The organism is Ensifer sp. 2TAB8 (genome assembly GCF_052115125.1).
In the GTDB taxonomy this organism is placed as follows: domain Bacteria; phylum Pseudomonadota; class Alphaproteobacteria; order Rhizobiales; family Rhizobiaceae; genus Ensifer.
Map to the genome: position 1 here is coordinate 150,030 of NZ_JBFRGB010000013.1, position 22,669 is coordinate 172,698.

The window sequence follows — 22,669 nt, forward strand, 5'->3', positions numbered from 1 at the left end:
CGGAGGTCGTCCATACATGCGCCCCTTGGGGTGGACAGATCGGGATGAGGAATTGACCGGCCTTCCGGGTTTTCGGAAAGAAGACCCATGGCAAAACACCGCAGTCACAGCGTCGAATTCAAACGTCAGGTCGTGCAGGAATTTCTCGCCGGCGAGACGCTGCATGGTTTGGCAAAACGCCGCGACGTGTCGCGCAACCTGATCCGCATCTGGGTTCAGAAGTACGGTATCCCCACGGTGAAGGCCGTCTTGCGAGCTGAGGGCGAAGATCGCAAATCCTAGGAGTAATCCTAGGAGTATGCCTATGACGAAGCATCAGGTTGAGGTGATCACGTCGGTCGATCACCGCCGCTCGTGGCTTTCGCGGGCCGTAGGACGGAGCCTCCAGACCGCGCTCAATATATTTGCGTACCGTCTTGCGGTCGATGCCAGTCTGCCTGGCGATCGCCGACACCGACAAACCTTGTCGATGCAAATCCAGGATCATGATCGTCTCCCTCAGCTTGATCACCGAAATCCCCCTTCCGACCATCGGAAGGAGTATCGGTGACGACGTGCCGCCGGTCTTCCGGGGCGCGCCCCGAAAGACCGGCTACAGCGCGCAAACTGGGGAAGATTCAAACGGCACTAGTGGGGAGTATTGTTCCGGTACTGACAGCTACACCTATGACTTTGGTGATAACTGGCAGCACACTGTCACGGTCCAGGCTGTGGAGGATGGCAACCCTAGGATCGAATATCCGCGATTCATTGATGGTGAGCGCAGGGCGCCGCCGGAAGATGTTGGCAGCACCTCGGGGTTCGAGGAATTCCTGCGAGTCATGGCGAAGCCACGGCATCCGCAGCATCGCGAGTTCGTGCGTTGGTATGGTGGCCGCTTTGACCCCGTCGATATAAGCGTTGATATCATTCAAGATCGTGTCGCTAAACTTGCCCGCCGTCGGACACTCGGAAAAGCTGGCTTTGCAAAGAGCCAAAACCAGCAGCACTGACCAAATCTGAAAACACAGAACGAGGCAGTATGGGCTATCGCAACTCCGCCCTCTACACCCTGAAATACGTCGCAGCGATGCTCAATGAGGACGAAGACTTCTTACGGGAATGCTCGATTGAGATGTTCTCCGAAGATGGCTGCTTGTCTGCATATGACGACTATCCGGGCTCCGAGCTCGGCGAGCACATCATCCTGTTCACCCAACTCGGGATCGACAACCTTCAACAGATGGTCCGCGATCTTCGTGGAATTGGCGACGCGCCTTCGAAACCCGTGGCAGAAAGAAACCACAAGAAGCCTAGGCTGCTGCGGTCCTGACCGGATGGTTACGAAGTACGAGGAAGGCGCATTTGACGACGATGCGCAGGCCGTCGACCTCATCCAGGAGTACGAGGCCCGGATCGCGGCGCTGGAGCGGCTGGTCGGCAAGCAGGCGCTCGAGTTGGAGTTCCTAAAGGGGGCTCTGACCGCGGCTCGCAGTATGCTGCCGAGCTCTACCGCAAAACACTCGCCGCCAATGACCTGATCGGTTCGATGGGCCGCCGGGGCAACCCCTACGACAACGCCAAGGCCGAGAGCTTCATGAAAGCGCTGAAAGTCGAGGCTGTTTATCCGATGGCGTTCGAAACCTTCGAGGATGTCACCAAACACCTTCCCCACTTCATCGAGGAGGTCTACAACAAGCGCCGGCTCCATTCAGCGCTCGGCTATTTGAGCCCCCAACAGTTCGAGGACCAACACATCCGGCAGACTGGCAAATCAGCGGCCTGATCCTTGTCCACCCCAAGGGGCGCACTCCAACTTTGGAAAATTCGAACGGCATTGACAGCAGGGGCGTTGAAGCTGCGATAACGATCTGCTCGCGTGGCACATCCGGCCACCGATGGTTCAATGCTCTAGGGCGGCTCAGGATACCTGAGACTCGAGTCACAGATGGATCCAAGTCCAAGGCACGTCAGCTCGCTTTTTCAATCACCGCTAAGTGGTCAGAATGGGACATTTTTGCGCCATATCTTCGATCTGTACACGTAGCTGTTTTATGTGCTCAGCTTGATGCCGTTGAATGCTAAGGTCTTCTACCACTGGAGTAAATTGGTCGGGAGCCTCGGCGTGCCACTTCCAGACGTTCCTGCTCTTGATTTGATCAGAGATATAGGTAGTAGGCGGGTTATGTAGAGAGCCCTTAACGAAAACCGCAACAAAATCGTTCCATATGTCGCCGGCTCTGTCCGAAACGAACGATTCAACTAGTTCCACAGAAAACCCGTTTCGCCGCGCCCATTTAACGAGAACGTTGCCGCAGTCCGGATAGAAGCGCCAATTATCGTTTGGGTACCTGTGGTATGCTCCGTTTGATGGGGCGTTGATGTAGATATAGCCTCCGGTTTTGACGACCCGAAGCATGTCAAGAAACGTCATCCAGAAAAAATCGTCATGCTCCATTTGCGATGAGGAAACAATACAATCTGCAAATTCGTCGCGGAATGGCAATGGGTCGCCAATACAAACCTTGACGTCAACCGACTTGCCGAACTCGGTGTCAACGCCAACGTAAAAGAGATCAGCGGGCGCAACGTTCCTGAGGCTGCCGTTTACATCTAGGGATCCGGTTTCGACCACGGTCGTCCAGTTGACGTTCGCGTACGACGCGAAGAAGAGTGCTCCAGTACTTAACGCCGTATCGTGCATTGGTCTCTCTCCTATTCTTTTTGTAAGGCAGTGGCGAAATTCGCGCCGAACAATTCAATGTGAGTCCGGGCCGAAGCCGGTTTGTCTTATGGCAATTCTCGTTTGACTTGGGAAGCAGGAACTTTGGTCAGATACATTTGGAGTGGCGCCATATGCTATTGAAACCACTACGGTTTGCCGTGCATTACGGTTGAGATCCGAACGTCTGAAGGGTAGGTCAGGCCTCGCGAACTATACTTGCCATTGGCAAGATTGTGGATGCTCGGCCAACTTATGGCTATCGGGTCGTCAGCGTCGACGGTAAGCATCCCCCCTTTCCTTCGAACGTCTGTCCGGTAATGGTAGTGCCTACTGAGCAAGGGAAACCAGGCCGTTTGCTGAAGCTGCAAATCTGGTCCCGTGCTCCACCCCAATCGCGAGGCCTCAGGCAAACAGATGTCGGAGGCTATCATCCAAACCCTGAAACGCTTCTATACACGCATCTCGCCTATTCCCGACGGCGACAACACGCTCCGGAACATCGATGGATGGATCGAGGATTACAAGGAAATTCATCCGCATTCAGCGCGGAAAATGGTATATCGCAGGGAACTTATCAAAAGCATTGTCTCATTAGATGACTTGTTCGGCAAAATGGGGCACTCGGGCCCTCTAGCTTGCTTCGCCTGTACTCGCTAAGAGAGCTAATAAGCCTCCGGTTTTTAGCGGGTCACAGCAGCGAGAAATAAGTATGTTTGTTCGTCCTCGTGTCGTAGGAGTGCCGTCGCTTCTAGGCAACGAAATAAGCGACAACACGGCGTTACTGAAGCGTCTGGGTGGAAATTCGGGAAATATGCTCTTCACGGAAGCGCTTGTCAGACTGCTAATTGGCGGTAAATGGCAGCCAAACAGCTTAAATGACACCGATGGCGATTGTGTCGTTGTCGCGGCGGCGAATTGGCTTAACCCTGGGGACGACTTTAGGTGGCTGGCAGACGAAATTGAGAAGTCGAAATTGCCAGCGTTCATCGTAGGGATTGGAGCGCAGTCCAGCCTAAGGAAGGAGATTCCTCGAATCGAGCCGGGAACTGTTCGGCTTCTCAAAGTTGTGGCTGAGCGCTCCGGCGCTATTTCGACCAGAGGACCGTTTTCCTCTGAAGTGCTCGAACACTACGGCATCAAGAACTCAGTGCCGACTGGGTGTCCGTCTTTGTTGCTCTGTGGCCCTCGGGGGCCCGAGATCGATAAAGGCGTGCTGGGGCCACAAATTGTTCTCCACGGGACGAGACATGGTAATTTGGCTGGCAGCGAAATTCAGTCTTATTTTTATCGGCAAGCATTCGCTTTAAAGATGGACATATTGCTGCAGTCAGAACTGGTAGATCTCGAGATTGCAACTGGAATTGCTCCATACGACATTGAGCCGGCTGACGCGCATATGGTCAATCGAACTTATGCGGCCGGTCCGTATCCAAATCTCGTTCGATTTTTGAGGACAAAGGCTGCATTCTTTTACAATTTAGAAAAGTGGATTTCTTACGCGAGAAAGAAGGATTTTTTTGTCGGCACGCGAATTCATGCAACTGTGCTTTCGTTGGTTGCTGGAACGCCAGCTGTACTAGTCGCTCATGATTCGCGAACGGAAGAACTTGCCGAAGTGATGGGGCTTCCTTACGTAAAACCTGAGCAAATCGATACGCGCGTTCCATTGGATTTCGAAGGTCTTTTTGAAGTTTTCAAAGACTCCGACTTCGGCAAGTATCGGGCATATAGAACAAAATTCTTAGAGTTCTTTCGTGAAAACGGCTTCACCTGGAGTGACGAGTAATTTGTTCCGGCGCGTGGCTTCGAACCCCTCTATCAATATTTTTTGATGTTGCACTCGTTAACTAAATAACTGAATGACGCGGAGCGACAAAATGGACCTGCGGAACGCTCCGCGGCTTGGCGCGTTCGACAGGCCGGACGGCACTCCTTCCATCCCAGCGGCCGATGGCCGCGCCTTTCCATGGGCGGGGCGGAATGACCGGGGTCGGTCCGATAAGGAATTGCACTTTGGGGTATCGCTATGAGGGAAAGCAGGCAACGGACGAACATACCTGCGGCGGAGCTATGAAATGATCTACATGCTTAACTCACTCGCTTGCATTGCTATGGCAGCCGGGCTAAGCGCATCGGATGGATCAGGAGACCGATTGGTAAGTGCTATAAACGCTGGCGACCCTGACACGGGATCGAGCACGATCCAACAAGGATCGGCAAAAGCATACGCTTCACCTACGAAAAATAGAGCGACCAGAACATGTCTGAATTTCAGAGCCAGGGTATTATTTTGGCCTGCCCGCTTTATCGCCGCGCAGACCTTTTGCCTCCGCTGATTGGCTCCATAAAGAATGTTATACATGAGTTGAAGGAACTAGATGTTCAGATACTGTTTATTGTTGATTCGCCGAATGATGATGAACTTCTGACGGTCCTCAATGGCTACCTTAACGTGTTGCAACGCGACCTCAAGGTAAATGTCATAGTGAACAGCGAGAACGTTGGCTTCTTAAAATCCGCGAATATTGCGCTCGGTATGGGACGACAATACCGCCAGGACGTCGTCCTCCTTAATTCCGACGTAGAATTGTTTCCTGGAGCTTTGAGGGAAATGAAGGCGGTCGCGTATAACGATCACATGATTGGCTTTGTGAGTCCGCGCTCCAATAACGCAACGATATGTACCACTCCGGTGGGAACAGCTTTCCGTGGCTTGTCTCCCAGAGACTGTTATTCCAATTTTGAACAGTTAAAGCATCGCTTGTCCCGTGTTGAATATGTACCAATTGCGGTGGGGTTTTGCTTATACATTAAACACGCTGTAATTGCTGAATTCGGTGTTTTCGATGAAATTTATGGAATGGGATACAATGAGGAAAACGACCTCATCATGCGGGCCAACCGCGTTGGGTACCGCGCGGTGATCGCAAACCACGCGTTCGTGTATCACGTTGGAGAAAGCTCGTTCTCACTGCTGGAGGCTGGAAGGTCGTCGCGCGAGTTGAAAAACGCAGAAATCTTTAACGCCAGGTATCCGGAATATTCTCGGAGTATTGCGCGATATGTGTCCTCTCCAGCCTATAAGGCATTAGCTTTGCTTGACGGATTCGTGCTCGATGGACGGCAAAAGTTGCATGTCGGTTTTGATATGCGTTCCCTTGGAAGCTACCACAACGGCACTTTTGAAGCTGCGTTCAAAATCGTGGAGGCCTTTTCTAAGGCCGAGAGCGAGTTTTCTATCAGCATCATCAGCCAAAAGGACGCGTATGACTTTCATGGCTTTGACCGTCTACAAGGAGTCCGATGGCAGGCAATTGATGATCAGTCTCCATTGGCGGCAATCGTCCGCATCGGTCAACCTTTTAGGGAGAAGGATGTCAAATGGCTTCGGCACCGCGCACCGGTCGTAGTGATTTTTATGTTGGATACCATTGCAATGGACGCGATGTCTTTAGACGAGAACGGTCTGCGGCGTATCTGGGATCTCACGCTGCGTACGTCTGACGCCATTTTTTTTAATAGTGCCTATACTGCCCGCCAGTTCAATCTGAGGTTCAATATTCCGCAATCTACTCAACAGGTTGTGGCCCTGCACTCGACGAGTGTTGCGGAATATGGCGGAACGCCCGTTGTGCGCAAGTCCACACAAACAGATGAGAATTACATTCTGATTGTCGGGAATGATTTTAGGCACAAATTCGTCAAGGAAACAGTGGAGGCGCTTCTTTCCAAAACTAAACAGAAGTTTGTCGTGCTGGGAATTGAAGGTATCAATACTGAAAGGGTTCGGTATTTCAGGTCAGGAAAAATCGCGGAGGAACAAGTTCGAAACTTGTACCAAGGTGCGAAGGTGGTTGTCTTTCCATCGCACTATGAGGGGTTCGGATTTCCTATATTGAACGCAATGGCGAGCGCAAAGCCTATTCTTGCTAGGCGTATGCCGGTGTACGAAGAAATTCGAGTTCATAATGGTTTTAGAAATAACATTCACTTATACGATACAACCAGCGAACTAGCGGACAGGCTGAACGATCATTTGCCTAATTGGGCCGCAGAAGACTGCGATGTTAATGAAATAACGTGGAAAGATTCCTCGGACCTTCTACGCAAAACCTTAGCTGCACTTTGCGCCAACCAAACGAGATCCGACCTTCACGAAAAGTTGTTGCCATTTGAGGCCGGGGACATTGATGATGGTGCTGACCGTGGTCTGCTCAGGTCACTTGGAAAAATGACGCTGGAGCTCGGAAAAAAACTTCGCCGTCGCGGTGGCAAATTGTTTTCATCGATCTTCACTGACTTTCATGCGGTTCGTGTGTCTCCGTTCTTTGATGAACAATACTATAGAGAGACTTACAGGGATATGCGTGCCATGGAGCGGGGACACGCGAAGCATTTTTGTCGATACGGATGGAGAGAGGGGAGAAACCCGGGGCCGCTGTTCGATCTCGAATGGTATGTCGAACAAAATTCCGATATCCGGCAAAGAGGGATTAATCCGTTAGTGCATTACCTCCGGGATGGCTTCTTCGAGCGCCGGCCCATAAGATTCGTGGGTTCGACAAAATCCATTGTATTGCCGACAGATCACTAGCGATACCTATCTGAAAGAGAATGCGCATGCTTGAGATAATTGAACAAAACCAAGGTTGTAACGAGATTCACATCGCGCCAGTGTATCGAGAAAACGGTATTGGTCGCGTCGTGATAAGGGGGGTTGGGAACAAGGTGCGCATCGAGGCGCCGCGGTATTGCGCCAATCTTTTTCTAGAAGTTACCGGTGGTGCCAGCGTTGATATCGAGGCGAGTTGCGTATTTCACGGACAGAATATCCATCTGCTCGCGCCGGGACATTTACATATCGGCGCCGGATGCGGTTTTAATGGGCATTCAATCATCCAGATGCATGAGCCATCTTCAATTGACATCGGAGCGCATTCGCTTTTTGGGGGCGACACGATGGTCTCCAGCAGTCATGTTCACAAAATTGTCGACGTCAAAACAGGAAAAAGGCTCAACCCGCCGGGTGATATTGTAATTGGGCGCCACGTATGGATTTCGGCGGGAGCGAGCGTCTGGTGCGGCGCTAATATTGGCGCCGATTCGATCGTGGGAAAAGGGACGTACGTTTCAAAACAATTCCCGGCGAATTCTCTAATTGCAGGAAACCCTGCTCGCGTAATTCGCGAAGGCGTGACCTGGGAGTTTTAGTCCTTCAAGATCGTATTTTAGCCAAGTTTGATGCGCAAGTCCGACACCCGACGGAATTAGGGAGCGGGGAGATGCTAAAATCCAAGTTGCAAAGCCGCCTTGATGTTATCTCGGCCTTGGTTCTTCGGGACATGCGGACGCGGTTTGGGCGATCGCACCTCGGCTACCTCGTTGCGGTCCTGTGGCCCCTTGCGCATTTAACGTCTATCGTCGTGCTTGCGGCCTTCATAAATCGCGTGCTTCCTATGGGGACGGATCCTGCAGTTTTCGTCGCAACTGGTGCTCTTCCATACATCCTCTGCCTCTATCCTGCTCGTCTCATTGCGATTTCTGTTACTCTGAGTAAGCCTTTATTTCTTTTCCCGGTGGTAAGGGTATTTGATGTGATTGTTTCGAGAATTATAATTGAGTTTGTTACTGCATTTATAGTTGTTATTATATTCTCGGGAAGTTTGCTGGCGGCGGGAGTTGATCTGATACCGCTGGATTATTCCACGGTGGCCGGGGCCATAATTTGCACGATATATTTATCTATATCTTTGGGTTATCTGAGTACTGTCATCATTTCAATTTTCCCGTTCTGGCACATTGGCTTCGTTGTATTAATGGTATTGCTTTATGCAACTGCAGGTGTGTTTATAGTTCCTTCGACGTTGCCTCAACACGTAAGGGACATGATGTGGTTCAATCCCTTGGTTCATTGTGTGGAGTGGATGCGATCTGCTTACTATGAGGGTTATGGCGATGACATGTTGTCCCGTGGATATCTAGTTTGGTTCTCGAACTCATGTCTATTGCTCGGTCTCCTAGGCGAGCGGTTTATGCGAGGCAAACTTTTGTCATCATGATCGAGTTAGACAACGTGCTCAAGTTCTATCGAACTAAGGGGCAGAAGAAGATAATTCTGAATCATGTTTCCCTCAAATTTAGCGCGGGTACGTCGTATGCTATTCTCGGGATCAACGGAGCAGGCAAAAGCACAACAATGCGCTTGATCGCCGGTACCGAGCTTCCAAACTCCGGGCGGATCAAACGCTCTACGAGAGTGTCTTGGCCGCTTGGCTTTGGTGCGGGATTGCACGGCGCGATGACTGGGCGCGAGAATATCCAGTTTGTTGCCCGCCTTTATGGGCAAGATCCAAGACGTGCCGTTGAATTTGTCGAGGACTTCGCGGAGGTGGGGGCATACATTGATGAGCCTTATCGCACGTACTCGTCCGGTATGGCGGCCCGTTTGGCTTTCGGATTGTCGATGGCGATCGACTTTGAGTGTTATCTTATCGATGAAGTTACCGCCGTAGGGGATGCCCGTTTTGCCGCCAGATGTCATGAGGAGTTTGCAAAGCGCCGAGACCGGGCGGACGTGATCATGATCTCACATTCAATGGAAACGGTTCGCGAGTACTGCAAGCGGGCAATTGTTCTGGCTCACGGCCTTGCCTATGAGTTTACAGATGTCGACGATGCAATTGAGTTGTATAAGAAACTGAATCGATAACGACGATGGAGCAGATTGCAACAAAGCGTAGCCTACCCAGCGGAGTCTCGGAATCCGCGATTGCTAAGGCAGAGTTTGCCTCTAAAGAACTGCGTCGCGTTGCGAGGAAAGCGCGCTTTTCAAGGCCCGTCGTAAGCGGAGGGTTCCGGGTCCGGCGTTCAGATAAGCTTTTCAGGTACTATCTTGGCGCGATCTTTGTTATGGCTGTTGTTGTGCCCACGATCGCTGCGGTGGGATACTTCTCGTTTGTGGCAGCGGATCAGTTTACAGCAGAGGCAAGATTCTCGGTAGCGTCCGGCGACACTTCAGCACTTGATGCGCTGGCCGGAGTTTCATCGCTAATTCAGACCGGACAGGCCAAGAACACGATCATTATTTCCGAGTACATATCCAGCAGGCCAATGGTAGATGCGTTGGAGAAAAGCATAGGTTTGCGGCGGGTTTTTCGACCCGGGAACGGCGACTTTGTTGCGCAAGTCAGTGAAGATGCGACGGCCGAGGAATTGCTAAAGTATTGGAAGAGGCATGTTTCTGTGGATGTGAACCGCACGTCGGGTCTGGCAACGTTGTATGTAAGCACATTCTCACCAGGTGACAGTTTGAAGATCGCCACCGAAATCATCGGGCTGTCCGAATCCGTCGTGAATAATCTCACGCAAAAAAGCGACATTGATGCATTCGAGATGAGTAAATTAGAAGTAAACAGAGCTAAGTCAGAATTGGAGACAGCAACTTCCCGTCTCAGGGATGCGCGCAACACGGCAGGGGTCCTGGATGTAAAGTTATCGGCCGAAGTCACTTCAACTTTGATCTCACAGTTGAGGTCGGCTCTCGCGAACATTGAAGTGCAGATCGCGACCCTCAAGGCGAGCGACGCGGCAGGTGCCCCCCAAATGACACCGCTTCAGCATCAGGCGGATTCAATAAAAGATCAGATCGCTGGCTATGAGGCGTCGATGGCAGCGCGTTCGACGTCTGAGGGGGAAGTTTCTCTGGCGACACGTGCGACTAATATACAGGATCKGGAGGTGCAGGCAGAAATAGCACGATCGATCTATGCTGATGCAGTTTTGGAGTATGAACGAGCTAGAATCACCCTCGAAAAGAAGCGCTCATATCTTTTGACCTACGTCACGCCGCGGCTTCCTGAGGAGGCTCTCTACCCGCGCCGCATTCTCTTTAGCTTGGCCGTGTTTTTGCTCGGGGCGCTGATTTGGGGCATATTGGGTGGGATAGGCTGGATGGTTCGAGACCACATGGCGGCCTCCTGAGGAAAGCAGTGTTTTCATGTACTTCAACGTCGATGCAGACACAGGACAAGCCGTTACCGGATGGTTGGTTATGGAAAACATAACTGTAACACCGGAGTTTTCGATAAAGTTTCCGGATCGAGCACCAATCTTGTTTAAGGCGAATGTCTTCCGTTCAGATCTGGTGCACCATGGAATTCACGCCACTGGCATGGCTGGATTTCAAGTGGACGCTGGTCTTGTTGCGAATATTGAGACATCAGATTTCACGATTTGTGAAGCAACTACCGGGCATCCGATTTATCGACGCCGTGATCTCAGAAAACACTTTCCAAAGAAAGTAATGTTTATTGAGGTTGCGGCGTTACCTCAAATAAATATGCTTAGAGTGCTAATGTCAAACTTCGCGCTCAGGTACCCTTTCCTTGAAAGGCAAACGCTGGATACGATCAATGCTACGATAACTCATAATTTCTCGGATTCTATTTTTATATACGGTCAACTTAATTGGTTGCGTCACGGTGGATATGCGAAGGAGCGCGATTTCCTTACAGTCGTACTAACTCGTGACCCATATGAAGAGCTTGCGGAGCGATTGTTGCTCATACAAACCCTGGATCGCCAACGGGCGAGTAACCCTAGGATGCGCGAACAACTAGACAGGTTTGGCGATCTCGCTCCCGCTTTGTCAAGCCTCGATCTCCAAAGCCCGAGAGCCGTGTTGGCCGGTTTTAGAAAGCTCAACGCTGGACAACGTAAATTGCTAAGGTCTCCGATGACTGCTGCGCTTGCGTGTGCTCCGGAAGAAGACGTCAATCGAAAGCACGTGAGCGTGGCTCTCGATCATTTGGCTGATATGAACATGGTTGGCTCGCGTGATCTATTCGATGACTTTTCGAGCGTCGTTTCAGGCTATCTCCAAACAACCGGCTTTGAAGACATCAAACTTGATGTGCTGCCGGGGACCGCAGAATTGGCGCGGATGTTGACGGATATCGGATTGATAGGAGACTTATTAGACGAGGACATTGCCCTTCACAATTTTGTCAATGAAGCACTAATCGAATCCAAGAACACATATGACAATCAATTCGCGTCCCACTGAAACAGGTCTCGTCGACCCCGGCTTAAGAGCCGACCAGGTAGGGATCAATCCGCATGACCGGAAACTTGCCGTCATAGGTTCGAGCGCTCGTCGCACATTGTCTCGTGTGCAGCGCGCATCGAAGCTATTGTTTCGGCCGTCCGCGCCAGTCCGTTCCGGCCAAAACCATTTGGTGGCCTCGAGTAGCGGGTCGGGTAGATCCTTGGGTACCACTTTCAGTCTGTTTGTTCTCTTTCCGACGCTGATTGCGTTCATTTACTATGCGACAATTGCATCGCCCGTTTATGTTACTGAAGTGAAGTTAACCGTTCGGGAGGCAGCCAGGGGCGACGGACGATCTCTCGCGCAATCAATCCTCGGTAGTATCCGACTTGGACCGTCCTCGCAGGGCACCGGGCAGGACACTTTGATGGTGCTGGATTACCTTAAARGCCGTGCGGTAATTCAGGATCTCGGTGGTGTTGAGACACTCAAGGGCTGGTACGGCAGGCCAGATATAGACAGGTTCTCTAGATTGGCTTCAGCTGCAAATCTTGAGCAAAGCTGGGACTATTGGAAAACGCATATCACAGCGTCTGTCGATACAATTTCTAATATTCTCACTATGCGGATCAGGGCCTATAGTCCGCAAGATTCTCTGGATGTGTCACAGAGATTAGTAGAGAAGAGTGAGCATCTTGTGAATGAAATCTCTGGAAGGCGTCGTACCGACGCGCTTTCAAGAGCGATAGCAGAAGTCGAAAAGGCTGGCACCGAATTAGCGAATGTTCGGACAGCCATGCTTGAATTCCAGAAACGGAGCGGCAATCTGGATCCGCTTGAGACGGCTAAGGTTATTATAGGGAATATAGCGACCTTAACTGCAAAGAAGATAGAGATTGAGACGCGGCTCGCGACTGCTACGACGACAGGTGTAGGTGGGCGTCCAGGTGAACGATACGACCAGGCACGCCTTGCAGCTGTTAACGAGCAATTAGGGTCTCTGAATGCTAGTCTGACCGGGAATAGTAGCAGTTCGGTCTCATTTCAACTGAAAGAATACGAGATCATACGGCTCAAAGAAGAGTTTGCGGAGAAAATCTACACACTCGCCCGAACAGGATATGAAGACGCTCGAAAGGAGGTCGAAAAGCAACAGCTTTACGTCGCGCTTGTTGTTCCTGGTGTTTTGCCAGACTCGCCGCTCTACCCCCAAATCTTCACAGACAGTGGCTTAGTCGGTCTTGGCTGCTTTGTCGTTTGGGCCATCGTTAGCCTGATCGTTGCAACATTGCGAGATAGCCTAGTCTAGAGGTGTGAAACGTTACCACATCGCACGAGCTAGCTGGATCGGTTCATTCGTGCGTGGGGCGAAGCCATGCAGCGATGTTTGCAATAGGCTCGTGGCGAACGCTCCGCAGGCGGTGCTCCGTCAACGAGCGCGTTAGGGGAAGCTCATGAGGCGACGATCTTTTCTCCAAGTCGGGATACTTGCCGCAACGGATAGGGGGGCTGCTATCGATCATGGACAATGTCCGGAAGAGAAAGAGCGCTGGTATGAGAGTACTGGTCGAAGCCTGGATGTGGTGGACGAGGTGCCCAGTCGGGGGTGGGCGGTCGCCAATTATCACCCCGTCTTAGCCCCACCCTTCATCCGTACGGCCGGCTACACAATGCCCGGTGATTTTGGTGGCGCACTTTACACGCAAGTAGATGTGGTGCCATCGCACAACGGCTTCTTTCAGATCAGTCTCGCAGATGGTGTTACAACGGCCTATTACCAATTGTCCGAGCTCGGCGTGACGCCGGAGATGTTCGGCGCAAAGGGTGACGGGATTACGGATGATCTAGCAGCCTTCCAGAGTGCTGTAGCTTTTTCTAGACGTCTTTATCTGGTCCGTGGTGGCGTGAACTACCGATTACACGGACAACTGGATCTTCCCCGTTTCCAAAGTATTATTGGTTTTGGAATGGCGAATAGCGATAGCAACGTTACGACGGGTGCGCCCAAGCTTATCTTTAGTGGGACTGGCACGCATTGCATCGGAACTAATAATTCAGACGGGCTTTCGACGCACTCTAAAATCGGCGGATTCGTATTGCGAGACACGTCTGGCGGTGGTTACCGCTATCTAATGAATTTTAGACAATGCATCGAAATGACGTTTGAAGATATAAAGCTGGAGACCACGCATACCGGAACAGCGGGCTTTCACGGCTACAAAGACAATCTTTCAGACGTGAGTTGGTCTAACAGGATGTCGAACGTCAAGGTGCGGTTGCCCGATGAAAACACAGAGCATACCTTGGACGTGAATTGGTCGGACAGTACCGTATTAGACTGCCAGTTCACAGGGGGATACGGTGCGATAGATAGAGGTGTAGAGGTTCGTTACATCGGTTGCCAATTTGAACGGTCTCAAACTCTGGGTATGACAGTCGTTAAGTCGGCGATCACGAAGCGGTCTTGCTTCATTGGATGTACTTTTGACGGAAATTCGTATGTAGGGTTGCGTTTTGATACATTCATGGACGAATCTACAACATATCACGTGGAAAGTTCGGTCGTCGGCTGTACATTTCGGACACTCGATCCAAACAGCGGCACTCCCGGAAAGTGTGACATCGAGTTTGTCAATGAACGTGCCGGAACCGTTTATCAAATGCCTGTAATTTCGGGGAACACGCATCAGGGCGGGGCGGTTGCTCGTTTTGAATACTTCGGCGCTGGAAGCTGGTCGGGTGGTAAATTCCTTGGCAACAGTAGCCGCGACTTCAACGAACAGAACTTTGGCATCGAAGACGATGCACTTTATGTAGAGCCAACCGGAATTAAAGTTCCGCGGGGCATGGTGGCCGCGCGAGGCGAAAGAACGGTCTACGGTCAGGAAAAGGTTTCCGGCTTCTTCGGTAATCGTAATTCTGGAGCAGCGGGGGTTGCGCTCGGCCATGACGGCGCGGATGCCTTTGTTGCTGCGACCTGTACCAAAGGGAAAGCGAAGCAGGCCTTAGCCTTCAAGGTTGGTGGGGTGACGATCGCTCGCTTTACTCCTGATGGTGACTTCTTCCAACTCATCACCGATATGTTTATGAGTCTAGGCACGGGTACGGAGAAGTTCCTGAATGTTTTCTCTCGGAACTTCCGACCAGGACCGAGTGCATCTAGCCCAATCTGGACCTCCGGAGTTGGAAGCCCGGAAGGTCTGCTGTCGGCGCCAGTCGGATCTCTCTATACTCGATTAGATGGCGGCGCGAATACTACATTGTATGTGAAGGAACGGGGCTCTCGCAACACGGGATGGGTTGCGAAATGAAACGGCCAACAGCCGAACCGATGGAGTTACTTCCCGTTCTCTATATCTATCGGCGATATAGCTTCAAAGCCGATGGCGAAAGACTGAAGGCCAAAATCTAGCGGGATGGCCAATGATACAGAGAGAATCATTGACCTTCCGATAGTTTCAGCGCGATTGCATCTCACTCATCTAAAGCAGGCTACTCACCGACAATCGTTGCTGCTTACTGCTTAGTTCCAGTTAAACGGTATGGAGTTTGCCTCAAAAAAAGATCTAAAGCCATCGCGGTAGAACTTGTAGCGCGGGAAATTATACCCGCAACAAAGTTCGAATAGCGCGGAGACATCCAAATCTTTCGACACGTCTATCTTTTCTGAAGAAATGTAAGGGATGCCCATCGTTTGAGCGAGTTCAATAGTGCGGGAGTCGTGAGCAATTAACAGGGCGGGGGTTCCTGCGATTAAAGCCGCAACTGTTCCGTGAATTCTAGTGCCGACAAAGAACTCTTTGTTTTTAGCGTACTCGATCCACGTGTCTAAGTTGTAAAAGAATGCGGCCTTTTTCCTGAGGTAGTTTACAAGATTGGGATAATTTTCTGTTCTGTAAGTGACGCCAGCAATGTGAGCGGATTGCCCCGCAACGTCATAAGGAGCACTGCCGTAAGCTATTTCGAGGTCTGTAGTCTCTGATTGTAATAGAATGTCAGCCTTAAGCTTATATGCTTGATTATAAATATAGGATTGAAAATCGATTGGAATATTGTCTGCATGGCGAGTGCCATGCATTACAATTCCGCTTCCCAATGCGTGCTTTCTGACGGTTGGGCCGGAAGGGCCGCACATCAGCAAGGATGGACAGCCCGTCGGGATAGAGTTCTTGATGCCATAAAATTCAAGGACTTCACACGAAAATGGTCCCCGAGTACTAATCACATTAGAACGTTCAGATACAATCTTCATGAGTCTAATAGTCCCTGGTTCAACCCTGGGTATTTCTTTTCTCACGCTCGACTGTGCGCCGATCCCTACAATGGCAGCGGGGAGGTCCGTAGCTTCTATTAGCGACGCTAGTTCACTAAAATCATCGCCCGGGTTCATCCAGTTTGCTGCTGCGATAATGATACCATCTACATCATCCGGGAGGCGACCTCCATGGTAGAACAAGCTTCTGTCGATGTTTCGTAAGATTGCCTCAGTGAATAGCATGTTCCCCGAGTTGCCGCCCAATCGTTGTACGAGCTCCGCATTGCTTAATTCACCTTTTTGAGCGATGGACGGGCATCCGATTACGATTGGTCGCGAAAACATTGGTATTCCTTGTATTCAATGGCTAAAGGCGATCTTTGGTTACGCCCTTTGTCGGGCGATTGTCCAGCAGAACGGCACTGAGGCGGCAAGAACTCATAACTTTTGGGAAAACCGTGAACGGCTGACGCCAGCGAGCACGTGCGATCAATGGCAATTTCGCCTGCGAGAAGCTCCAGCTTTTAGTGCTCATCAATGAGTCTTGCTTCATAGAATATGCAACGGGCACCTGCGGTAGGGCCGTGCCCAAGTGAGTTCCTCCCGTGAGCGATCAGGAGCGCGTTTCTTAGTGTTTATGGCAGATTGCGGGCTGGTTTATTTAAGCTCGGGCAGCTTTTTGCGTAGGACTGCCGCACCGCGGAGAAATGCTACGAACTCAAGGTCTCGGCCAGCTTCGATTATGAAGTTATCCTCGACTTCTTCACGACTGGAAACCCAAATACCAATGACCCAATCGGAGATGCGCTGCAGGTATTCGGTCGCGGTTAACGTTCCGGGCGTGCCATATTTTATACGGTACTTGCCATGACTGGTATCCAAATCCTCGATGATGAAAATTCCGCCTGGCTTCAAAGCCGGGAGGAGCTTGCGGAGCGTAAGGATCTGGTGCTCCCAAAGGTGGGAACCGTCGTCGATGATGACGTCATACGGGCCTTTGAAGACCAGCCTATCAAGGTCAGCCGGTTTGCCCTGGTCGATGATCTCGATGCTGATGCGCTCGCCGGTGTACCGTGTGACCTCAGGATTGATGTCAGCGCCGATGATTTCGCCTTCGCTGAAATAGTCCCGCCACGTGCGTATGGAAGTCCCTTCGAGAACGCCGATTTCCAGAAGTTTGATCTTCCTATCGCGCTGTTTTTCCAAGAAAGGTTCGTAGCGGCGCAGGAAATCGTTACGATCGGACGCCTTGTCCGTTCCGTTCTTCAGTCCGATCTCGTCAAGCGTCATTGAACCGTTCCTCTGCCAACATGATCGTAAAGTAACCTTGCTCAACCTCTGACTGTCAAGTCGGCGCGCGCCTACATCTTCAGTAAAAAAGCGGCCCACGCAAAAAATAGGGAATATTGTTCATCATCAGTTCGGATACGTCTCATTCCACTGTTGTGCCGTGAACTGTGCTTTGTTCGATGTGTCCGTCATAAGGGCCGAGTCAGTATTGCGCGCCAATGATCTTGGCGTTTTGGTACACGAGTTGCCTTGGTCTAAGGGCCGAGAGCGTCGTCGTCGAACGAGGCGGGAGCGATGCGGCCGTCAGCGGCCAAGGCCAAAACCTCCATGAAGGTGCGCCATTCTCAGGACGCTAGCCGAACACCTCGAAACGCATTGCTTGTGGCGAGCGCAAACACCTACTGCGGCAGTCGCCGCGGACGCGGCGATATCTATAATGTCAAGTCGCGAAAAAATAGTTAGAGAATCTGTCAAATGGTCTCGAAAGGCAAAATGTCAGACCATTGGGGCAAACTCCGAGAGGTGCCCTAGCAGCCAGATGCCTGGACAGGTCAAAACGTGTTTTGAGTCGCTGAAATAAGCGCCAACCGGATGCAACGAAAACTCACGCGAGTCGGGAGAAAGTGCAATGGTCAGCCCTCATTTTGACGTCAATGTGATTAGCCGTGGAAAAGGACGAAGCGCCGTACTTTCTGCGGCATACAAGCATCGAGCGACGATGTACTTTGAGCGCGAAGGCACTACGGCGAACTATTCTGAGAAGCGTGATCTTTTGTACGAGGAATTTGCCATTCCCGTCGATGCGCCGGAGTGGTTGCGGTCGATTGCGGTTGGTCCCTCGGCCAAAAGTGCATCCGAAGCATTCTGGAACCAAGTGGAGAACTTCGAGGAGAAGCCAGACGCGCAGCTTGCCAAGGATGTGACACTTGCACTTCCAATTGAGCTTACCAGCGATCAGAACATTGCGTTGGTGCGTGAGTTCGTCGAGCAACATGTCCTAGCGAAAGGCATGGTGGCTGATTGGGTCTACCACAACACTCCCGGAAATCCTCATACACATCTTATGATGACGCTCCGGCCGCTCACCACCAAAGGCTTTGGATCGAAGAAAATTAAGGTTGTTTCTGGCGATGGAACACCACAGCGCAGCGCCAACGGCAGAATTGTCTACCGAAATTGGGTTGGCGGACTTGCGGAATTCAATGCCTTTCGCGACGGTTGGTTCGCTTGCCAAAACCGTCATTTGGCGCTTGCTGGTCTCGATCTTCGGATTGATGGCAGATCATTCAAGCGGCAAGGCATCGATCTTGAGCCGATCATCCGATTTAGCGCTGAAACGAAGGCAATTGAGCGTAGAATAGGGCGCCAAGAGACACCGGTTCTGCGAAAACCGAAGTCGATTGAGTTGCAAGCGGGACGGCGCGCGCAAAATACCCGCCGCATTCAAGGCCGGCCGGAAATAGTGATTGATCTGATTGCAGGCCAAAAAAGCGTCTTCGACGAACGCGACATTGCCAAGGTGCTTCATCGATACACCGACGATGAGAGGGTGTTCGCCCAACTCATGGCACGTATCCTCCAATCACCCGAGATTTTGCGTATCGACCGCGAGCGATTAGATTTTAGGACCGGTGCTCGTGCCCCAGCCAAGTACACGACCCGGAAACTAATCCGTCTCGAAGCCGAAATGGCCGAGCGAGCTGCTTGGTTGGCGCGTCAATCCACCCACGGCATCCGGAAGGAGCCGACCAACGCTATGTCCGTGCAGCGACTGTCAACAGAGCAGCAGGCGGCCGTAGCCAACGTTACAGGTGCGGGGCGACTTGCTGCGGTTGTTGGTCGTGCCGGTGCCGGCAAGACCACAATGATGAAGGTTGCACGCGAAACTTGGACGGCAGCCGGGTTTCAAGTGGTCGGTGGTGCACTTGCGGGCAAGGCTGCAGAGGGATTGGAGAAGGAAGCGGGTATCTACTCGGCAACCCTTGCTTCTTGGGAGCGGCTTTGGGCGGACGGAAACGCTACCCTCAACAGCAGGTCAATTTTCATTCTTGATGAGGCGGGCATGGTCTCGTCGCGGCAGATGGTGTCTCTGATTGAGACCGTTGTGAAGGAGGGCGCGAAGCTCGTTTTGGTTGGTGACCCGGATCAGCTCCAGCCAATCGAGGCGGGTGCGCCATTCCGCGCGATTGTGGCGCGCATCGGTTACTCTGAACTAGATACTATATACCGCCAACGCCAGGACTGGATGCGAATGGCGTCGCTGGCCCTTGCTCGCGGAGAAGTCGGGGATGCGGTCCGTGCCTACGGAGCCCACGACAGGACCGTCAGCGCTGAGTTGAAAGCAGAAGCAGTAGAAGCGCTAATCGCCGATTGGGACAGAGACTACAACCCAACAAATACCTCATTGATACTCGCGCATTTGCGTCGCGACGTTCGGATATTGAACGAGAAGGCGCGTGCCAAACTTGTCGAGCGCGGTTTGGTTGGAAAAGGGCTTCCATTTGCTACGCAAGACGGGGTGCGCCACTTTGCATCGGGCGATCAGGTTGTGTTTTTGAAAAATGATGCAACGTTAAATGTCAAGAACGGCATGATCGGTCGTGTGCTCGACGCTTGCCTTAATCGGATCGTAGTGGATGTTGGTGATCACGACCATCGCCGCGCTGTAACCGTGGAGAGCCGAAGATACCCGAATATAGATCTCGGTTACGCTACTACGATACACAAAAGCCAGGGCACAACGGTCGATAATGTGAAGTTGCTGGCTTCCCTCTCACTCGATCGACATCTGGCATATGTCGGTATGACGCGACACCGCGAAGAGCTAAAGATCTACTACGGGCGACGCTCGTTCGAAAATGCTGGTGGGCTGGTTTCAGTATTGTCTCGCGCAAATGCAAAGGAATCGACGCTCGACTACACAGAGCGTTCTCTCTACCGGGATGGCCTCCGCTTCGCCGAGCTTCGAGGCTTGCATTTGATGGCAGTGGCGCGAACGCTTGTTCGTGATCGTATCGAATGGACTGTCCGACAGAAGCAGCGGCTCAGCGACCTTGTTCAGAGGTTGACCGCCATCGGCGACGGCATTCGGCTAGCCGCACCGGCCGCCCAAATGAAGCAATCCGGTGCGGCGGACGATAAAACTCCGATGCTGGCCGGAATCAAAACCTTCCCGAAAACAATAGCCGAGGCAATCGAGGAGAGGCTTGCGGCCGATGTGAGTTTGAAACGACATTGGGAGGACGTGAGTTTGCGTTTTCGGCTCGTCTATGCTGATCCACAGACGGCCTTCAATGCGATTGATGTCGATGCCATGCTCAAGAACGGTGACGTTGCCAGGGTAATTCTCGCCAGGATTGCACGTAGCCCAGAGACGTTTGGTGCCATCAACGGAAGTAGCGCCATGCTCGCGTGGCGGACCGACAAACAAGACCGCGCTCGCGCCCTGGCCAACGTGCCCGCTCTTTCAGGGGGCCTTGAGAGCTACATACGACTTCGTCGCCAAGCAGAAGAGAAATACAGAGCCGAAGAGCGGAAACTGCGAACGAAGCTCGCCATCGACATCCCGGCACTTTCACTACAGGCGAGGCAGGTGCTTACGGAGGCACGAGACGCGATTGGCCGCAATGATGCGCAAAGTGCTCTCCAAGTCGTGCATGCCGACAGCAAAATGAGGGCCGAGCTTGAGCGGTTCTCCAAGGCCGTGACCGAGAGGTTTGGTGAGCGCACGTTCCTCGTAATCGCGGCGAGAGATGCCAATGGAGAGGTTTTCAACCGGGTGTCAACCGGGATGACTGCAGTCCAAAGGGAAGATTTGCGGGCGGCCTRGAATCTCTTGCGCACAATGCAACAAATTGCCGCGCATGAGCGAGTGTTCCTCGCGTTGAAGCAAGCAGAGTCGTTGCGGCAAACCAGGAGCCAAGGACTGTCGCTCAGATGACGAAGCGGGGTCGCGTAGGGGCAACAAGCTAGCGCCTTCAATCTGCAATCGCTCGATCTCTCCGTCCCTGGTCGTGCCGGTAGAGTGCTGATGTTTGCTCTCGCCTATAACTGGTATGGTCGCCGCTTCGGGCTTTCCATAGATTCGAGGCATGTGCCGTCTTGCCAGAAAGCGAAATCCGCATGCCGCGGGAGGCGCAGTTGACCGGCCAGCGCGAAGAGCCGCGTGAGCGAAACTTAATCTGGAAAATTGCGCAGCGAGAACACGAGATCCGGCTTGATCTCTGTGAATTGCGGGTCGGAGAGCACTTCCGCCGCGCCAGCGCCGTTTTCCTCCGCCGGCTGGAACATCAGAATCGCCCTGCCCTTGGCGGGCCGCATCTGTCCCAGTCCCTTGGCCAGCGCCATCAGGATCGTCATGTGCCCGTCATGGCCGCATAGATGCCCCTTGCCCTGGATTTCAGAGCGATGGGAAATCTCGGAAATCTCCTCGATCGGGAGCCCGTCGAGTTCGGCGCGCACCATGAGCGTCCGGCCCGGCTCGCGTCCCTCATAGATCGCCGTCAGGCCGGTAAGCAGCGAAGCAACGGCAAAGGTCGGCACAATGCCGTCCTCCGACGGGAGACTGCAGAAACGATCATTGCTGCGCTCGGCGAAACGAAGCCAGATGCGGTCGCTACCGGTCTCGGCGGGCATGGCGTGGCGGCCACGGCATCAGCCCCGGCCACGCCGAGATTTGGGCGACGCTGCGCACACTCACCGATGAGCGCATGGCCGATCTCGTCGCCCGCGCCGAGGCGCTGGTCGCGAGGGAAGCGGAGCGGCAGGGCTGAAGGTTGCCATCGGCTATGAGGACGTGTTCCTCCAGTGCAGCAATGCGGAAGCGGTGGTAAGCGCGCTGGAGCGGGCCACGGACGAAGAAGGAGTCAGCCATGACCGCGGCGAGGGCGTGCTGCCGATGAAGGGGTCGGTGGATTTTGGCCTTTATGGCCGGGTGGCGCCATCGGCAATGTTCTTCCTCGGTGCCGGCGAAAAACGCGCGCGGCTGCACAATACGGACTATGACTTTCCCGATGACCTGATCGGCATTGGCGCTACGGTCTTCATGCGGGAGATCCGCAACGAGCTCGGATGACCATAGAGTTCCAATTCCACTATTGGAATCGCAAGCCTCCTTGACCTCGATCGGCGGGCTGCTATCTTGCGATCGATAAGCGGAAAGCTTGAAAGATCGGTTGTCAACTCGCAGCCTTGTCACCTCCTCACCTCCTCACCTCCTCACCTCCTCGCCGCCAACCGACAAATCCCCATGGCCACTTCCAGCGACTTTTCGAACGCCGGGATCGGCAGGAACTCGTAGCGCGAATGGAAATTGCAGGCGCCGGTAAAGAAGTTCGGCGTCGGGATGCCGCGCGCCGAAAGTACGGCACCATCG

The 22,669-nt window shown here is 52.6% G+C and carries 17 protein-coding genes and 6 pseudogenes; 17 read left to right on the forward strand and 6 right to left on the reverse strand.

Annotated elements, in window-relative coordinates:
- Positions 1–87 precede the first annotated feature (87 nt).
- A pseudogene (locus AB4Z53_RS21630) lies at positions 88–225 on the forward strand (transposase); the annotation flags it as partial.
- A gap of 115 nt (positions 226–340) precedes the next feature.
- On the opposite strand, the pseudogene AB4Z53_RS21635 reads toward AB4Z53_RS21630, so the two are convergent.
- Positions 341–532: pseudogene (locus tag AB4Z53_RS21635) on the reverse strand (helix-turn-helix domain-containing protein); the annotation flags it as partial.
- Here AB4Z53_RS21635 and AB4Z53_RS21640 point away from each other — a divergent pair.
- From AB4Z53_RS21640 to AB4Z53_RS21655, 4 genes and pseudogenes are all read left to right on the forward strand, one after another.
- Positions 486–992, forward strand: coding sequence for a plasmid pRiA4b ORF-3 family protein (locus tag AB4Z53_RS21640; RefSeq protein WP_441597672.1), 507 nt, complete (start codon positions 486–488; stop codon positions 990–992). The pseudogene AB4Z53_RS21635 and the gene AB4Z53_RS21640 sit on opposite strands and share 47 nt — an antisense overlap.
- A gap of 29 nt (positions 993–1,021) precedes the next feature.
- A complete protein-coding gene (locus AB4Z53_RS21645) occupies positions 1,022–1,312 on the forward strand; it encodes a hypothetical protein (protein ID WP_441597673.1) in 291 nt (96 codons plus the stop codon).
- 4 nt (positions 1,313–1,316) lie between these two features.
- On the forward strand, positions 1,317–1,520 hold the full coding sequence (locus AB4Z53_RS21650) for a hypothetical protein (RefSeq protein WP_441597674.1): 204 nt from the start codon (positions 1,317–1,319) through the stop codon (positions 1,518–1,520).
- Positions 1,457–1,765: pseudogene (locus AB4Z53_RS21655) on the forward strand (transposase); the annotation flags it as partial. The gene AB4Z53_RS21650 and the pseudogene AB4Z53_RS21655, both read left to right, overlap by 64 nt.
- Positions 1,766–1,972: 207 nt before the next feature.
- Here the strand turns inward: AB4Z53_RS21655 and AB4Z53_RS21660 are convergent.
- The gene (locus tag AB4Z53_RS21660; protein ID WP_441597675.1) at positions 1,973–2,683 is read right to left on the reverse strand and encodes a methyltransferase domain-containing protein; all 711 of its coding nucleotides are present in this window, start codon (positions 2,681–2,683) and stop codon (positions 1,973–1,975) included.
- Between the two features lie 307 nt (positions 2,684–2,990).
- Between AB4Z53_RS21660 and AB4Z53_RS21665 the strand changes: the two are divergent.
- The 10 genes and pseudogenes from AB4Z53_RS21665 to AB4Z53_RS21710 all read left to right on the forward strand — a co-directional run.
- Positions 2,991–3,286: pseudogene (locus AB4Z53_RS21665) on the forward strand (integrase core domain-containing protein); the annotation flags it as partial.
- 229 nt (positions 3,287–3,515) lie between these two features.
- Positions 3,516–4,490 carry a polysaccharide pyruvyl transferase family protein gene (locus AB4Z53_RS21670; RefSeq protein WP_441597676.1) on the forward strand — a complete coding sequence of 325 codons (975 nt, stop codon included), beginning with the start codon at positions 3,516–3,518 and terminating at the stop codon, positions 4,488–4,490.
- A gap of 474 nt (positions 4,491–4,964) precedes the next feature.
- On the forward strand, positions 4,965–7,298 hold the full coding sequence (locus AB4Z53_RS21675; RefSeq protein WP_441597677.1) for a glycosyltransferase: 2,334 nt from the start codon (positions 4,965–4,967) through the stop codon (positions 7,296–7,298).
- 26 nt (positions 7,299–7,324) lie between these two features.
- Positions 7,325–7,915, forward strand: coding sequence for an acyltransferase (locus AB4Z53_RS21680; protein ID WP_441597678.1), 591 nt, complete (start codon positions 7,325–7,327; stop codon positions 7,913–7,915).
- Positions 7,916–7,986: 71 nt separating this feature from the next.
- Positions 7,987–8,763 (forward strand): ABC transporter permease, encoded by a 777-nt coding sequence (locus tag AB4Z53_RS21685; protein WP_441597679.1) that lies wholly within the window; start codon positions 7,987–7,989, stop codon positions 8,761–8,763.
- Positions 8,760–9,413, forward strand: a complete 654-nt coding sequence (locus AB4Z53_RS21690) for an ABC transporter ATP-binding protein (protein ID WP_441597680.1) — start codon at positions 8,760–8,762, stop codon at positions 9,411–9,413. The genes AB4Z53_RS21685 and AB4Z53_RS21690 overlap by 4 nt, the downstream gene beginning before the upstream one ends.
- Before the next feature lie 5 nt (positions 9,414–9,418).
- Positions 9,419–10,684 carry a hypothetical protein gene (locus AB4Z53_RS21695; protein ID WP_441597681.1) on the forward strand — a complete coding sequence of 422 codons (1,266 nt, stop codon included), beginning with the start codon at positions 9,419–9,421 and terminating at the stop codon, positions 10,682–10,684.
- Between the two features lie 16 nt (positions 10,685–10,700).
- The gene (locus tag AB4Z53_RS21700; protein ID WP_441597682.1) at positions 10,701–11,768 is read left to right on the forward strand and encodes a hypothetical protein; all 1,068 of its coding nucleotides are present in this window, start codon (positions 10,701–10,703) and stop codon (positions 11,766–11,768) included.
- Positions 11,769–12,177: 409 nt separating this feature from the next.
- A complete protein-coding gene (locus tag AB4Z53_RS21705) occupies positions 12,178–13,059 on the forward strand; it encodes a hypothetical protein (protein ID WP_441597683.1) in 882 nt (293 codons plus the stop codon).
- 145 nt (positions 13,060–13,204) lie between these two features.
- Positions 13,205–15,061, forward strand: a complete 1,857-nt coding sequence (locus AB4Z53_RS21710) for a hypothetical protein (protein WP_441597684.1) — start codon at positions 13,205–13,207, stop codon at positions 15,059–15,061.
- Between the two features lie 212 nt (positions 15,062–15,273).
- Here the strand turns inward: AB4Z53_RS21710 and AB4Z53_RS21715 are convergent, their stop codons facing one another.
- Positions 15,274–16,350 carry a polysaccharide pyruvyl transferase family protein gene (locus AB4Z53_RS21715; RefSeq protein WP_441597685.1) on the reverse strand — a complete coding sequence of 359 codons (1,077 nt, stop codon included), beginning with the start codon at positions 16,348–16,350 and terminating at the stop codon, positions 15,274–15,276.
- Positions 16,351–16,662: 312 nt separating this feature from the next.
- A complete protein-coding gene (locus AB4Z53_RS21720) occupies positions 16,663–17,295 on the reverse strand; it encodes a class I SAM-dependent methyltransferase (protein ID WP_441597686.1) in 633 nt (210 codons plus the stop codon).
- 628 nt (positions 17,296–17,923) lie between these two features.
- Between AB4Z53_RS21720 and traA the strand changes: the two genes are divergently transcribed.
- Positions 17,924–21,235: a Ti-type conjugative transfer relaxase TraA gene (gene traA, locus AB4Z53_RS21725; RefSeq protein ID WP_441597687.1), complete on the forward strand. Its 3,312-nt coding sequence runs from the start codon at positions 17,924–17,926 to the stop codon at positions 21,233–21,235.
- Between the two features lie 236 nt (positions 21,236–21,471).
- Here the strand turns inward: traA and AB4Z53_RS21730 are convergent, their stop codons facing one another.
- Entirely contained in the window at positions 21,472–21,930 is a 459-nt protein-coding gene (locus AB4Z53_RS21730) for a M20/M25/M40 family metallo-hydrolase (RefSeq protein ID WP_441597688.1), read from the reverse strand.
- A gap of 14 nt (positions 21,931–21,944) precedes the next feature.
- On the opposite strand from AB4Z53_RS21730, the pseudogene AB4Z53_RS21735 reads away from it, so the two are divergent.
- A pseudogene (locus AB4Z53_RS21735) lies at positions 21,945–22,369 on the forward strand (amidohydrolase); the annotation flags it as partial.
- A gap of 143 nt (positions 22,370–22,512) precedes the next feature.
- Here the strand turns inward: AB4Z53_RS21735 and AB4Z53_RS21740 are convergent.
- A pseudogene (locus AB4Z53_RS21740) lies at positions 22,513–22,669 on the reverse strand (peptidase T); the annotation flags it as partial.